General features: G+C 58.1%; 16 protein-coding genes. 8 read left to right on the top strand and 8 right to left on the bottom strand.

Features of this window, described 5'->3' with window-relative positions:
• The first annotated feature begins 3 nt into the window (after nucleotides 1-3).
• The 6 genes from potH (at nucleotide 4) to EDF73_RS07180 (ending at nucleotide 5792) form a co-directional block, all read left to right on the top strand.
• Entirely contained in the window at nucleotides 4-957 is a 954-nt protein-coding gene (gene potH / locus EDF73_RS07205; protein WP_132727682.1) for a putrescine ABC transporter permease PotH, read from the top strand.
• On the top strand, nucleotides 954-1799 hold the full coding sequence (gene potI, locus EDF73_RS07200) for a putrescine ABC transporter permease PotI (RefSeq protein ID WP_132727679.1): 846 nt from the start codon (nucleotides 954-956) through the stop codon (nucleotides 1797-1799). The genes potH and potI overlap by 4 nt, the downstream gene beginning before the upstream one ends.
• Before the next feature lie 75 nt (nucleotides 1800-1874).
• Nucleotides 1875-2348 (top strand): YbjO family protein, encoded by a 474-nt coding sequence (locus EDF73_RS07195; protein WP_132727677.1) that lies wholly within the window; start codon nucleotides 1875-1877, stop codon nucleotides 2346-2348.
• A gap of 42 nt (nucleotides 2349-2390) precedes the next feature.
• Nucleotides 2391-3521 carry a 23S rRNA (uracil(747)-C(5))-methyltransferase RlmC gene (rlmC, locus tag EDF73_RS07190; protein ID WP_132727674.1) on the top strand — a complete coding sequence of 377 codons (1131 nt, stop codon included), beginning with the start codon at nucleotides 2391-2393 and terminating at the stop codon, nucleotides 3519-3521.
• Nucleotides 3522-3600: 79 nt separating this feature from the next.
• On the top strand, nucleotides 3601-4317 hold the full coding sequence (locus EDF73_RS07185; RefSeq protein WP_132727671.1) for a response regulator transcription factor: 717 nt from the start codon (nucleotides 3601-3603) through the stop codon (nucleotides 4315-4317).
• A complete protein-coding gene (locus EDF73_RS07180) occupies nucleotides 4314-5792 on the top strand; it encodes an ATP-binding protein (RefSeq protein WP_132727668.1) in 1479 nt (492 codons plus the stop codon). Before EDF73_RS07185 ends, EDF73_RS07180 begins: the two co-directional genes overlap by 4 nt.
• Nucleotides 5793-5837: 45 nt before the next feature.
• Here EDF73_RS07180 and artJ read toward each other — a convergent pair whose 3' ends face one another.
• The 6 genes from artJ to EDF73_RS07150 form a co-directional block, all read right to left on the bottom strand.
• Nucleotides 5838-6569 (bottom strand): arginine ABC transporter substrate-binding protein ArtJ, encoded by a 732-nt coding sequence (gene artJ, locus EDF73_RS07175; protein ID WP_132727665.1) that lies wholly within the window; start codon nucleotides 6567-6569, stop codon nucleotides 5838-5840.
• A gap of 222 nt (nucleotides 6570-6791) precedes the next feature.
• Nucleotides 6792-7460 (bottom strand): arginine ABC transporter permease ArtM, encoded by a 669-nt coding sequence (artM, locus tag EDF73_RS07170; RefSeq protein WP_132727663.1) that lies wholly within the window; start codon nucleotides 7458-7460, stop codon nucleotides 6792-6794.
• Nucleotides 7460-8176, bottom strand: a complete 717-nt coding sequence (gene artQ, locus EDF73_RS07165; protein WP_132727660.1) for an arginine ABC transporter permease ArtQ — start codon at nucleotides 8174-8176, stop codon at nucleotides 7460-7462. Before artQ ends, artM begins: the two co-directional genes overlap by 1 nt.
• Nucleotides 8177-8182: 6 nt before the next feature.
• Nucleotides 8183-8914: an arginine ABC transporter substrate-binding protein ArtI gene (artI, locus tag EDF73_RS07160; RefSeq protein WP_132727657.1), complete on the bottom strand. Its 732-nt coding sequence runs from the start codon at nucleotides 8912-8914 to the stop codon at nucleotides 8183-8185.
• A 20-nt stretch (nucleotides 8915-8934) separates the two neighbouring features.
• On the bottom strand, nucleotides 8935-9663 hold the full coding sequence (artP, locus tag EDF73_RS07155; RefSeq protein WP_132727655.1) for an arginine ABC transporter ATP-binding protein ArtP: 729 nt from the start codon (nucleotides 9661-9663) through the stop codon (nucleotides 8935-8937).
• Nucleotides 9664-9886: 223 nt separating this feature from the next.
• On the bottom strand, nucleotides 9887-10405 hold the full coding sequence (locus tag EDF73_RS07150) for a lipoprotein (protein ID WP_132727652.1): 519 nt from the start codon (nucleotides 10403-10405) through the stop codon (nucleotides 9887-9889).
• A gap of 117 nt (nucleotides 10406-10522) precedes the next feature.
• On the opposite strand from EDF73_RS07150, the gene EDF73_RS07145 reads away from it, so the two are divergent.
• Together EDF73_RS07145 and EDF73_RS07140 are read left to right on the top strand one after the other, a co-directional pair.
• Nucleotides 10523-10843, top strand: coding sequence for a heavy metal-binding domain-containing protein (locus EDF73_RS07145; protein ID WP_095098017.1), 321 nt, complete (start codon nucleotides 10523-10525; stop codon nucleotides 10841-10843).
• A 2-nt stretch (nucleotides 10844-10845) separates the two neighbouring features.
• Nucleotides 10846-11676, top strand: a complete 831-nt coding sequence (locus EDF73_RS07140; protein WP_132728127.1) for an N-acetylmuramoyl-L-alanine amidase — start codon at nucleotides 10846-10848, stop codon at nucleotides 11674-11676.
• A gap of 7 nt (nucleotides 11677-11683) precedes the next feature.
• Here the strand turns inward: EDF73_RS07140 and EDF73_RS07135 are convergent, their stop codons facing one another.
• The gene (locus EDF73_RS07135) at nucleotides 11684-12697 is read right to left on the bottom strand and encodes an NAD(P)-dependent oxidoreductase (RefSeq protein ID WP_132727649.1); all 1014 of its coding nucleotides are present in this window, start codon (nucleotides 12695-12697) and stop codon (nucleotides 11684-11686) included.
• Nucleotides 12698-12793: 96 nt separating this feature from the next.
• Nucleotides 12794-14227, bottom strand: coding sequence for a DUF2867 domain-containing protein (locus tag EDF73_RS07130; protein ID WP_132727646.1), 1434 nt, complete (start codon nucleotides 14225-14227; stop codon nucleotides 12794-12796).
• Nucleotides 14228-14232 lie beyond the last annotated feature (5 nt).

Below are 14232 nucleotides of genomic sequence, written 5' to 3'. Positions count from 1 at the left end.
GCGATGAGTACATTAGAACCACCGGCCGGGGCGAATAAAACGGGCGGTTTTGCGCGATGGCTGACGCGCCTGCAGATGGCCCATGGCCGCAAGCTGGTGATTGCGCTGCCGTATCTGTGGCTGATCCTGCTGTTCCTGCTGCCGTTCCTGATCGTGTTTAAAATCAGCCTCGCGGAGATGGCGCGGGCGATCCCGCCCTATACCGATCTGTGGGCGTGGGCGGATGGCCAGCTCTCGCTCACTTTGAACCTCGGCAACTTCCTGCAGCTGACCGACGATCCGCTCTATTTTGAGGCCTATCTGCAGTCGCTGCAGGTGGCGGGGATCTCAACCTTCTGCTGCCTGCTGCTGGGTTATCCGCTGGCATGGGCGGTGGCGCACAGTAAACCGTCAACGCGAAATATCCTGCTGCTGCTGGTGATCCTGCCGTCATGGACCTCATTCCTGATCCGCGTCTATGCGTGGATGGGGCTGTTGAAAAGCAACGGCGTACTGAATAATTTCCTGCTCTGGCTCGGGGTTATCGATCGGCCGCTGGAGATTCTGCATACCAATCTGGCGGTCTATATCGGTATTGTGTATGCCTATCTGCCGTTTATGGTGCTGCCGATCTATACCGCGCTGACGCGTATCGACTACTCGCTGGTCGAGGCCTCTCTGGATCTGGGGGCCCGGCCGCTGAAAACCTTCTTCCAGGTGATTGTCCCGCTGACCAAAGGCGGGATTATCGCCGGTTCGATGCTGGTCTTTATTCCGGCGGTAGGGGAGTTCGTGATCCCGGAGCTGCTCGGCGGCCCGGATAGCATTATGATCGGGCGGGTTCTGTGGCAGGAGTTCTTTAATAACCGCGACTGGCCGGTTGCCTCTGCGGTGGCGATCGTGATGCTGCTGCTGCTGATCGTGCCGATCATGTGGTTCCACAAACACCAGCAAAAACAGATGGGGGAGCACGGATGAATGAGTTGCCGGTAGTCCGTTCGCCGTGGCGAATTTTAATCCTCGTTATCGGCTTCACCTTTTTATATGCCCCGATGCTGATGCTGGTGATTTACTCGTTCAACAGCTCGAAGCTGGTCACGGTGTGGGCCGGCTGGTCAACGCGCTGGTACAGCGAACTGTTCCACGACGATGCCATGATGAGCGCCGTGGGGCTGAGCCTGACCATCGCCACCTGTGCGGCGACGGCGGCGGCGATCCTCGGCACCATCGCGGCGGTGGTGCTGGTGCGGTTTGGCCGCTTTCGGGGGTCAAACGGCTTTGCCTTTATGATTACCGCGCCGCTGGTGATGCCGGATGTGATCACCGGGCTGTCGCTGCTGCTGCTGTTTGTGGCGCTCGGGCACGCCATCGGCTGGCCGTCGGATCGCGGTATGTTGACCATCTGGCTGGCGCATGTGACCTTTTGCACCGCCTACGTGGCGGTGGTGATTTCATCGCGGCTGCGTGAACTGGACCATTCTATCGAGGAAGCGGCGATGGACCTCGGCGCGCCGCCGCTAAAGGTCTTCTTCATTATTACGCTACCGATGATTATGCCGGCGGTGATCTCCGGCTGGCTGCTGGCGTTTACCTTATCGTTGGACGATCTGGTCATTGCCAGCTTTGTCTCCGGCCCCGGAGCCACCACCTTACCGATGCTGGTCTTCTCCAGCGTACGTATGGGGGTGAACCCGGAAATCAACGCCCTGGCGACCTTAATCCTCGGCGTCGTGGGGATTGTTGGTTTTATCGCCTGGTATTTGATGGCGCGCGCAGAAAAGCAGCGGGTACGCGATATCCAGCGTGCAAGACGGGGCTGAAGCCCCTAAAATCTACGGTAAGACTGGTATCGGCGTCGCGAGCAGGCGACGCCGTTTTCATGGAAGACGTTTCCGTTGGCATTGTTTACTAAAACTCGTTCATCTCATGCCCGGCTTAACGTGCCTGCGCTGGTGCAGGTCGCGGCCTTTGCCATTATTTTGATCCGCGCAGTGGACCTGCTGATGATCCTTAATCAGCTGGGGGTAAATGGCATAGCGGAATTTATTCACCGCAGCGTGCAGACATGGAGCCTGACGCTGGTGTTTCTCTCCAGCCTGCTGCTGGTGTTTGTTGAGATCTGGTGCGCATTTTCTCTGGTAAAAGGGCATAATCTGGCGCGGTGGATCTTTCTGCTGACGCAAATTATGGTCACCGGCTATCTTTGGGCGGCGTCATTGGGCTATGGCTATCCGGAACTGTTCAGCATTGCCGGTGAATCGAAGCGGGAGATTTTACATTCGCTGTTCATGCAAAAGCTGCCCGATTTGCTGGTGCTGGCGCTGCTGTTTATCCCGGCGTCGTGTCGCCGCTTTTTCCGACTGCAATAACGGTGATACAATCCCCGCCCCTGATTTTTTGAAGGTCTTCTTATGCACTGCGCACTCTATGACGCGGGCCGCTGCCGCTCCTGTCAGTGGCTGGAACTGCCGTTAACACAACAGCTCGCCGGTAAAATGGCTGAGCTCAGAACGTTGTTGGCAGACAGCCCGGTGGCGACATGGCATGAACCGGTCTCCGGCCCGGAGGCCGCTTTTCGCAATAAAGCCAAAATGGTGGTCAGCGGCAGCGTCGAACGTCCGCTGCTGGGGATGTTGCACCGTGACGGCAGTCCTGAAGATCTGACGGCGTGTCCGCTCTATCCCGCCAGTTTTGCGCCGGTTTTTGCCGCGCTGAAACCGTTTATCGCCCGCGCCGGGTTAACGCCCTATAACGTCGCTCGCCAGCGCGGCGAACTGAAGTATCTGCTGCTGACCGAAAGCCAGCAGGATGGCGGGATGATGCTGCGTTTTGTCCTGCGTTCCACAACGAAACTTGCGCAGCTGCGCGCCGCGCTGCCGTGGCTGCAGGCGCAGCTGCCCCAGTTGAAGGTCATTACCGCCAATATTCAGCCGGTGCATATGGCGATTATGGAAGGCGAAGAGGAGATTCTCCTCAGCGAGCAGGCGGCGCTGGCGGAAAACTTTAACGGCGTGCCGCTGTGGATCCGCCCGCAGAGCTTCTTTCAGACCAACCCGGCCGTCGCCAGCCGGCTGTATGCCGCCGCCCGCGACTGGGTGCGCCAGCTGCCGGTGAATCATATGTGGGATCTGTTCTGCGGGGTGGGCGGTTTTGGCCTGCATTGCGCCACGGCGAAAATGCGGTTGACCGGGATCGAGATTGCGCCGGAAGCGATTGCCAGCGCGAAACAGTCTGCCGCCGAGCTGGGCCTGAGCAACCTGCATTTCCAGGCGCTGGACTCGACGCAGTTCGCCACCGCCGGGGGAGAACTTCCTGACCTGGTGCTGGTGAACCCGCCGCGCCGCGGGATTGGCGGCGAACTGTGCGACTATTTATCGCGTATGGCGCCCCCCTACATTATCTATTCCAGCTGTAATGCCAGGACGATGGCAAAAGATATCGCTCAGCTGCCGGGTTACCGGGTTGAGCGGGTGCAGCTGTTCGACATGTTCCCCCACACCGCACACTATGAAGTGCTGACGCTGCTGGTTCGTGAAGTTTAAACAAAATGTGAACTCTTAGGGCGGGGGAAATCAGGTAAGCTTGGCGGATAACGGCGTGAATATTAGCGGAGCGATACCGATGGTCAAAAGAATCCTGCTGGTCGAAGATGATGACGACATTGCCACTTTGCTGCGCCTGAATCTGCAGGACGAGGGGTATCAGATTGTCCATGAAGCGGATGGCGCGCAGGCGCTGGCACAGCTGGAAAAGGGCGGCTGGGATGCGGCGATCCTTGACCTGATGCTGCCCAACGTTGATGGCCTGGAAATTTGCCGGCGTATTCGCCAGATGACCCGCTATCTGCCGGTGATTATCATCAGCGCCCGCTCCAGCGAAACCCACCGCGTGCTGGGGCTGGAGATGGGGGCCGACGACTATCTGGCAAAACCGTTTTCGGTGATTGAACTGGTGGCGCGGGTCAAAGCGCTGTTTCGTCGTCAGGAGGCGATGGGGCAGAACCTGTTGATGGATGCCGGGCGGATTGAGTGCCACGGCCTGAGCATCGATCCGCTGTCGCGGGAGATCAGACTGCGCGGCGAGCCGGTGGATTTAACGCCACGCGAATTCGACCTGCTTTACTACTTTGCCCGCCATCCCGGCGAGGTCTTCTCCCGCCTGGCCTTACTTGACCGCGTCTGGGGTTACCAGCACGAGGGCTATGAGCATACGGTCAATACCCATATCAACCGCCTGCGCAGCAAAATTGAACGTGAGCCGACAGAGCCGGAAATCATTCTGACGGTGTGGGGAAAAGGCTATAAATTCGCTCCTGAGCGCAAAGGGGAAGGGCAATGATGCGGCGGCTGAGCCTGAGTCAGCGTCTGGCGCTGGTGTTCACTTCGCTGCTGCTGCTTTGCGCGGCGGCCGTTTGTGCGGTTCAGCTATACAGCAGCGCGCAATACGGTAACGCGATGGTGCAGCGTCTTTCTGCCGGGCTGGCGCAGCAAATTGTGGCCCGTGAGCCGCTGCTCGATACCCACGGACAGGTCAATCGCCAGGCGCTGAAACCGCTATTTGACCGGCTGATGGTCTTTAACCCCAGCGTTGAGCTGTACCTGGTTTCTCCTGACGGCGAACTGCTGGCCGATGCCGCGCCGCCGGGCCATATCAAGCGCCAGCGTATCGACCTGTCGCCGGTGCAGACGTTTCTCTCCGGGGGGAGCTGGCCGGTGTACGGCGACGATCCGCGCAGTCCGGACCGGCAAAAAGTGTTCAGCGTCGCGCCGGTGAATATTGACGGCCAGCTGCGCGGGTATCTGTATATTATTCTGCAAGGGGAGACCTTTAATGCACTGGCGGCCAGCGCCTGGCAGAAGACGCTGGGGAGTCTGCTGATCTGGACGCTGCTGCTGGTGGCCCTGTTCGGCCTGCTGGCCGGTGGGCTGGCCTGGTTCTGGGTGACGCGCCCGGTGCGTCAGCTCACCGCGCAGGTAGGGATCCCTGGAGAAGACAGCATGGAGGCGATCAGGCTCCTGGCGGCGCAAACGCCGGAGCCGCATCCCGGTAATGAAGTGGCGATTTTGCACAATCGCTTTATCGACCTCTCCCGACAGATTGCCGGGCAGTGGGAGCATCTGGCCGATAGCGACCGCCAGCGTCGGGAGTTTATCGCCAATATTTCTCACGACCTGCGCACGCCGCTGACCTCGCTGCTGGGCTATCTTGAGACGCTGACCCTGAAAGCCGACCGGCTGAGCGCGGAGGAGAGCAAACGCTATCTGAATATTGCGCTGCGGCAGGGCAACAAAGTCCGCTATCTTTCGCAACAGCTGTTTGAGCTGGCTCGCCTGGAGCATGGCGGCATCAAGCCGCAGCCGGAGAAGTTTGTGCTGGCCGAGCTGGTGCAGGACGTGGCGCAGAAGTTCGACCTGGCGATTGCCACCCGTCATATTCGCCTGCAGCTGGCGCTGGCCGGCGGCCTGCCGCCGGTGGTAGCGGATTTATCGATGATGGAACGGGTCTTGACCAATTTGCTGGATAATGCGATTCGCCATACCCCGGATGGCGGCAACATCAGCCTGACGGCGCGTCAGCAGGGCGCGCAGATGGTGGTCGAGGTCGCGGATAGCGGCCCCGGCGTTGCCGGTGAACTGCGGGCCACGCTGTTTGAACGGCCTTCGGTGCTGGAGCCAGGTCAGGGGAGTGAATCGCGGGGCGGGTTAGGGCTGATGATCGTGCGGCGGATGTTGCAGCTGCACGGCGGCGATATTCAGCTGCAGGATGTGCCGGCAGGGGCCTGCTTCCGCTTTACCCTGCCGCTGCGTTTGTAGCTTCCCCCGGCCGGGGCCGAATACAGCGCCCGGGTCAGTAAAAGATTATTCCGGGAACCACTGGCTGCTGATTTTCTGATAGGTACCGTCGGCTTTAATCGCCTTCAGCGCGCTGTTCAGTTTTTCCAGCAGGGCTTTGTTATCCGGACGCACGGCGATGCCAAGGCCGGTACCGAAGTATTGCGGATCGGTCACTTTTGGCGTCGCCACGCCCAGCTGCGGGTTGGTTTTCAGCCACTCATTCACCACTGCGGTATCGCCGAATACCCCGTCAATACGGCCGTTTTTCAGGTCAATAATCGCATTCTGATAGCTATCGTAGGCCACGGTTTTGACTTCCGGATGTTTGTCCTGCAGGTATTTCTGGTGAGTGGTGCCGTTTTCCATACCAATACGTTTGCCTTTCAGGTCGGCAAAAGAGTGGAACGCGTCTTTTTTGGCAATCACCAGCGCCGAGTTTGCGTAGTACGGCTCGGTAAACGCCACCTGCTTGCTGCGCTCCGGGGTAATGTCCATACCGGAAATCACCGCATCATATTTTTTAAATTTCAGCGCCGGGATCAGGCTGTCGAAAGCATGATTAGTAAAAGTACAGTCGGCCTGCATTTGTTTGCACAGCGCTTTTGCCAGATCGAGATCGAAACCGACGATCTGATTGTTGGCGTCCATGGATTCAAAAGGGGGGTAGGTTGCCGAAACGCCGAAGCTGATCTTCTCTGCGGCAGCGGCGCCAAAGGCGAAAGAGGAAAGCAGTGCAGCCAGAACTAACTTTTTCATCGTGGAACTCCCGTCGGTCAATCTTATGATGTTGTGCCGTGTCTGCGGCTGATTTTTACAATGCCATTAAATGAATTTATATTCAATAATTTGGTATAAGTATTTTTTAATCAATAAAAAAGACGGGCTATGTAGCGACATGCCCGTCTTTATATTTGATAGTTATGCATTCTCGGCGCGCGTTTAATCCGGCGTCTCAACCTGCTTAAACGCAGACAAGCGTTAATTCCGCCGTTCAAACGCCAGCGCTTTACGCTCCACCAGCCGCATCAGTAAGGTCAGCAGCCCGTTGACGATCAGATAGACGATACCGGCCGCGCCGAAGACCATCACATCGTAGGTTCGTCCGTACAGCAGCTGGCCGTGCCCCATCACTTCCATCAGGGTGATGGTGTAAGCCAGGGAGGTGCTTTTGAACACCAGCACCACCTCGTTGGAATAAGAAGAGAGGGCGCGTTTAAAGGCATACGGCAGCAGAATCGCCAGCGTATCTTTCTTGCTCATTCCCAGGGCGCTACAGGACTGCCACTGGCCGTCAGGGATCGCGCGAATCGCGCCATAAAACAGCTGGGTGGTGTAGGCCGCGCTGTTTAGCGACAGGGCGATCAGGGCGCACAGCCAGGGTTCAGAAATCAGATGCCACAGTAGCGGATACTCCTGTAACGAGGGAAACTGCCCGGGGCCGTAGTAAATCAGGAAGATCTGCACCAGCAGCGGCGTGCCGGTAAACAGGGTGATATAGACGCGAACAATCCACACCAGTACCGGCGTTTTTAGCGTCAGCACAATGGTAAAGATTAGCGACAGAATCAGCGCCACGACGATCGATGCTGCGGTCAGCGTCAGGCTGGTGTGCAGCCCTTTCAGCAGTTCGGGTAAATAATCGAGCATCAGCCTGGTCTCCGTTCGAAGCGCGTCGCACGTTGGTCAATACGTTTCAGAATGTACTGACTGAGCAGGGTGATGACCAGATAGATCGCCGCCGCGATGATATACCAGTTGAACGGTTCCTGGGTGCGGGTGGCGATACTTTTGGTTTGCAACATCAGATCGTTGACGCTGATTAAGCTCACCAGCGCGGTATCTTTCAGCAGCACCAGCCACTGGTTACCGAGGCCCGGCAGCGCATGACGCCACATCTGCGGCATCACCAGACGGAAGAAAATCGCCCCTTTCGCTAGCCCCAGCGCCTGGCCGGATTCCCACTGCCCCTGAGGCACGGCCTTCAGCGCGCCGCGCAGAGTTTGCGAGGCGTAGGCTGCGTACAGCAGGGACAGGGCGACGGCGCCACAGAGGAACGGACTGACGTCGAAGTTCTCAATCTGCATCTGCACCGGAATCTGCACCACACCCAGATTGATGGTGAAGCCGTCAGAGAGCGTGAGCAGCAGCTGCGAGGAGCCAAAATAGATAAACAGGACCACCAGAATTTCCGGTAGCCCGCGCAGAACCGTCACCACGCCGGTTGCGAGCCATGCCAGCGGACGCCATTTCACTGACTCCAGCACGGCGAACAGCATCGCCAGCACAAGGCCGATGATGAGCGCGCAAACGGCAAGGCCGACGGTCATCCCGGCGGCACTTGCTAATGGGAAAATTTCGTTCATTGAGCGTTACTTCTGAAACCATTTGCTGTAGATGGTCTGGTAGGTCCCATCTTTTTTCACTTTTTCCAGCGCCGCATTAAATTTCTGCTGCAGCTCGGTGTTGCCCTGACGCAGCGCAATCCCGAGACCGGTGCCGAAGTAATCTTTATCCGTGACTTTATCGCCAACCGCCGCCAGCTTCGGATTGCTTTTCAGCCACTCGGTGACGACGGCATTATCGCCAAACACGGCGTCAATACGGCCATTTTGCAGATCCAGCTTCGCATTCTGGTAGCTGTCGTAAGGCACGGTGGTGATTTCAGGATGTTTGTCGTTAATGAATTTCTGGTGGGTGGTGCCGTTCTGAACGCCGACTTTTTTGCCTTTCAGCTGGTCGATGCTGGTGAATTTACCCTGCTGACCGACAAACAACGCGGAGTTCTCATAGTACGGGGTGGTGAACAGCACCTGCTTTTCACGCTCAGGCGTAATGTCCATCCCGGCCATCACCGCGTCGAAGCGGCGGAACTTCAGGCTGGGGATCAGGCTGTCGAAGGCCTGATTGGTAAAGGTGCAGGTCGCATCAATCTCTTTACACAGCGCGTTAGCCAGATCGACGTCGAAGCCGACAATTTTGTTGTTGGCGTCAATCGATTCAAACGGAGGATAGGACGCCTCGGTAGCGAAACGAATGGTCTGGGCTGCGGTAGCAGAGAGGCTCATACCCGCCAGAATCGCGGCAATCAGTACTTTTTTCATCGTCAATTCCCCGAAAAACATCAATGTGAAAGATAGTTTTTAAACGCGTCAGTCTGCGGATGCGTAAAGCAGCTGGCATCCCCTTGTTCAACGATATAGCCGTTTTCCATATACACCACGCGGCTGGCGGTTTTGCGCGCCACTTCCACTTCGTGGGTAACGATAACCTGCGTAATGCCGGTGCCAGCCAGTTCGCGGATAATACTGACGATCTGGGCGGTAATTTCCGGATCGAGCGCGGCGGTGGGTTCGTCAAACAGCAGCACCTGAGGCTCCATCATTAGCGCCCGCGCAATGGCGACGCGCTGCTGCTGGCCGCCGGAAAGGTGCAGCGGATAACGATCGCTGTAGGGCTTAAGGCGCAGCCGCTCCAGCAGCTTTTCGGCGCGAGCCAGAGCCTGCTCTTTGCTTAGGCCCAGCACGCGGCAGGGGGCTTCAATCAGATTTTGCACGACGCTCAGGTGCGGCCACAGATTGTACTGTTGGAAAACCATACCTACGTTCTGGCGCAGCTCACGAATGGCTTTGTCGGAAGGCGCTTTGGTAAAGTCAAAGTGGTTACCGGCGATATGTAACGTCCCGGAGCGCGGCATTTCCAGCAGGTTGAGTACGCGAAGCAGCGAGCTTTTCCCGGCGCCACTGGGGCCGAGCAGCACCAGCGTTTCCCCCTGCGGGCAATCCAGCGTGATGTCGAACAGCGCCTGGTGTGCGCCGTAGAAGCAGTTAATGCCGTTTAGTTTAATACTCATCTGGGCTGTCTGATTCGAATAGCTATTGAGGCCGCAAATACTACCTTTGACAGAATAGTTATGCAATATTTATGCGTTAAAAGTTAAATCTAAACCACATTTACCTCTAAACTTAGCACAAAATATGGGTTCGTGGGGTAGGGGGGAACAAATGTCGGTATAACCTGGAGAAATACCGACATTTTACCGGAGTTATCGTTTCAGCGCCGTGGGTTCAACGCCCTTATCCCCGTTTTTCAAGACTCTGTTGCAGCGATCCCGCCGGCGCGTGGGCGTTTATGCCGAGATAGCGCACATCATCGACTACCCAACACTGCCCTTCGTGAATCATCAGCACTTCATCTTTCCAGCTTTGGCTACCCTGGGTAAACCCGACGCGCAGAGGGATATTGCGGGCGTCGCGGTTCGGGATCGTCGAGGCGCTGGCGACGCTGGCGCTATCGGCCGGGGTCGCAGAGCTGGAGAAGGGGTTAGATTGCAGCAGGGAGCCGCGCGCCGGGTCGCGCTGCGCATCGTTCAACAGCTTCGCCAGATCGTCGCTCAGATAAGGGCGCAACGCCGTCAGGTCGTGATTACGCTGCTGAATCTGGTCGTCGTAAAACTTCTGCGCCACTTCATCTGGCCCACCTTCGATGCAGCTGCCGCTGCGCGGGCCGTTATCTTTATAGGCTGGAGTGACGGTGGTACAGGCGCTCAGCGCCAGCGCGCAGGGGAGCATTAAAGCAACGAGTTTGTAGCGCATAATGATTTCCTTATAAGCTCACTACGTTAAAATATCCATTCAAGCATAGCGTATCGATACGGGAATGTGCTTGACTCTCAGAGCTAACACCTTGAACGCTAAAGAAGGAGCTTTATGATGCAATTTTCAACGACTCCCACCCTCGAAGGACAGCCTATCGTGAAATACTGCGGCGTCGTGACCGGAGAGGCGATCCTCGGCGCGAACGTTTTCCGCGACTTCTTCGCCAGCATCCGCGATATCGTCGGTGGCCGCGCGGGATCCTATGAAAAAGAGCTGCGCAAGGCGCGGGAGATCGCGTTCGGGGAGATGGGCGAGCAGGCAAAAGCGCTGGGCGCCAACGCGGTCGTCGGTATTGATATCGATTATGAGACGGTAGGCAAGGATGGCAGTATGCTGATGGTCACCGTCAGCGGTACGGCGGTGCAGACCCGGTGACGATGCGCTCTGGCCTGAGCATAGCGATGCTGGCGCTGCTGCTGGTGGGCTGCTCGGCGGAAAAGGGAATAATCGACCGTGACGGCTACCAGCTGGATACCCGCCATCCGGCGCAGGCGGCCTACCCGCGCGTGAAGATCCTGGTCATCCACTATACCGCCGATGATTTCGACGTTTCGCTGGCAACCTTGACGGATAATCAGGTCAGCTCCCACTACCTGATTCCGCAAACTCCGCCTGTGCATCACGGCAAGCCGCGGATCTGGCAGCTGGTGCCGGAAGAGGATCTGGCGTGGCATGCCGGCATCAGCTTCTGGCGCGGCAGTACGCGAATTAACGACACTTCTATTGGTATCGAGCTGGAAAACCGCGGCTGGCAAAAGAGCGCGGGAGGGAAAAGCTTTACGCCATTTAATCCGCCGCAGATTGCGGCGCTGATTCCGTTGGCAAAAGATATTATCGCCCGCTATCACATCGCGCCGCAAAATGTGGTGGCCCATGCCGATATTGCGCCGCAGCGCAAGGACGATCCCGGGCCGCTGTTCCCGTGGCGCCAGCTGGCTGAGCAGGGCATCGGCGCCTGGCCGGACGCCGACCGGGTGAGCTTTTATCTGCAGGGGCGTCCGTCGTATCAACCGGTCGACAGCGCTGAACTGCTCGCTATACTGGCCCGCTATGGCTACCAGGTTACGCCGGAGATGACTCCGGCGCAGCAGACACGGGTGATTATGGCCTTTCAGATGCATTTCCGTCCGGCGCGCTGGGATGGGGTTGCCGATGCTGAAACCCAGGCCATCGCCGAAGCGCTGCTGGAGAAGTATGGCCAGGCGTAAACCGGCGTTAGCGGTGCAGCTTCCCGTGGTCTTTCAGCCAGGCGGCGGTACGGACAATCCCGTCGTCTAAGGTGACCACCGGTTGATAGCCCAGTTCTTCCTGCGCGCGGGTGATATCAAGAGTAAAGTCGAAGTTCAGCTTGGAGACGCCGTAGTGGGTGAAGGCGGGCTCTTTGGCGGACTTATTGCCAAAATGTTCCATACTGCGGGCGATAATATCCAGCATCGGGTAGGGCACCGAGCGAATCCGGCATTTGATACCCAGTTCATCAATCAGCTTCTGCACGATGCTGCGCAGGGGGCGCGGTTCGCCATTGGTAATGTTCCACGCGCGAGCGGAAGGCAGATGGTCACACTGGGGCTGGCTGGCGAGCCACATTGCATGCACCGCATTTTCATAGTAGGTCATGTCAACCAGCGCGCTGCCGCCGCGGGGCAGCAGGACGCTGCCATAATGTTGCATCATCTGCGCCAGGCGCGGGATAAACACCTTATCATGGGCGCCGAACAGACTTTGCGGCCGCAGAATGGTGAAGCGGGTGTTGGGGTTCGCCTGCGCCAGCAGGTTGATGACCTCTTCACTTGCCGCCTTGCTGCGCGCAAACTCATTGGCAAAACGCTGCGGGCGAAACTCTTCTTGCACATCGCGATGATGGTGATAGTCGAAATAGAGCGACGGAGAGGAGATATGAACGAAATTGCGTACGCCCCAGGCAACCGCCCATTCCCCCAGGCGACGGGTGGCCCGGACGTTGGCGAGATCGAAGGCCTGCTGCGTTCCCCACGGCGAGGTAAAGCTTGAGCAGTGCCACAAGGTATCAATACCGGCGAGCATGACCTTGGCCTGCGATGAAACCAGTTCGGTTAAATCAGCAGGCACAAACTCGGCGCCCATTTTGCTCAGCAGCTTGCCCATCGCTTCGTTACGCCCGGTCGCTCTGACGCTGATGCCTTTATGACGCAGATATTCCACCGCGTTGCGGCCTAAACCGCTGGTCGCACCGGTAACCAGTACCTTCATATCAACCTACTGTCCCAGAAAAGAATTTCGTGCGCATTTTTCCGTGATTCTCCTCATGTTGCAATGAGAATGATGCGAGAATGCCACACATAGTGCCTATTTGCCTGTGATTTGTTCTGCCAGCCGGGCAATGCGCCGCGCCATGCCGCGAAAGATAAACAGATGGGCCGGGATCATCAGCAGCCAGTAGAACAGCCCGGGCATACCATGAGGATGCCACCAGGCGCGGACATCCAGCTCGCGGTGGTCGCCTTTATCGTTCAGGGTGAAACTCAGGCGCCCAAGGCCCGGCGCCTTCATGCCGAATAATAAGGTTAGCTGCTTTTCCGGTTCGACAATAATCACCTTCCAGCTGTCTACCGTATCGCCGGTTTGCAGTTCGGCGCGAGCCGGGCGACCTTTCGCCAGCCGATGGCCCACCAGCAGATCCATCGCCGCGCGGATCTTCCACAGGACATTGCCAAAGAAGTATCCCTCTTGCGCGCCGAGCCGGTTGACCACCTGCCAGATGGCCGCCGCGCTGGCGGGGGTACTGACCGTACAGCCGGCCTGTTTCGGATAGTAGCCATACTCCGGCCGCCAGCGGGCAAACGCCTGCGCGTCATAGCCCCAGTCGCTGGAGTTGGCCAGCTGCTGCTCCTCTTTTAGCGTGCGGCGCACGGCCTCATCAAAAGAGATTAACGGTTGGGGGATCAGCGCGCGCAGGGCCCGATCGTCGGCGATCAGGTCGTGTTTCAGGCCCTGAATCAAGGCCCGGGCGGTGGTTGGCGGTACCGAGGTGATGACGTTGAGAAACCACACCGAAATCCAGCGGGTGGGGAAAGGTATCGGGATCAACAGGCGGTGCCTGCCGCTGAGCGCCATGAAGCGGGTGAACTGCTGTTGATAACTTAACACTTCCGACCCGGCGGCTTCGAAAACGCGGTGCTCGCTGGCCGGATGGCGCAGCAGCTGCAGCAGATAATAGATCAGGTTTTCCCGATCGATTGGCGTGGTTCGTGAACGAACCCAGCGCGGCGGCGTCAGGATCGGCAGGTTATAGACCATATCCCGCATCACTTCAAAGGCGGCGGAACCGGCGCCGATGATAATTCCGGCCCGCAGCTCGGTGACCGGCACGCCGGATTGCCGCAGGGTGTCGGCGGTCACCTGCCTGGCGCGCAGATGGTCGGATTGCTCCGCCTGCGGTACCTGCAGAGAGCTGAGGAAAATCAGCTGGCGCACCGGGGTGGCGAGCAGCGCATCGCGAACGTTAACGGCGACCCGGCGCTCATGGGCGATAAAGTCGCCCCCTTCACCCATGCCGTGGACCAGGTAATAAACCGTATCCACCTGCGCCAGCAGGGGGGCAAGCCCCTGCGGGCGATTGAGGTCGAGCGCATGACAGCTCACCCCGGGAAGATGCCGTTTCTTCAGCCTGGCGACATGGCGTGCCGCGGCCAGTACCGTATATCCTTGCTCGCTCAACGCCTGTACCAGATGCTGGCCGATATAACCGCTGGCGCCGAGCACCAGAATTCGTTGCGCCACGCCAG

The organism is Klebsiella sp. BIGb0138, from assembly GCF_004342285.1.
GTDB lineage: Bacteria > Pseudomonadota > Gammaproteobacteria > Enterobacterales > Enterobacteriaceae > Klebsiella.
The sequence above is the reverse complement of the archived record's forward strand: the minus strand, read 5'-3'. Positions and strand labels throughout refer to the sequence as shown.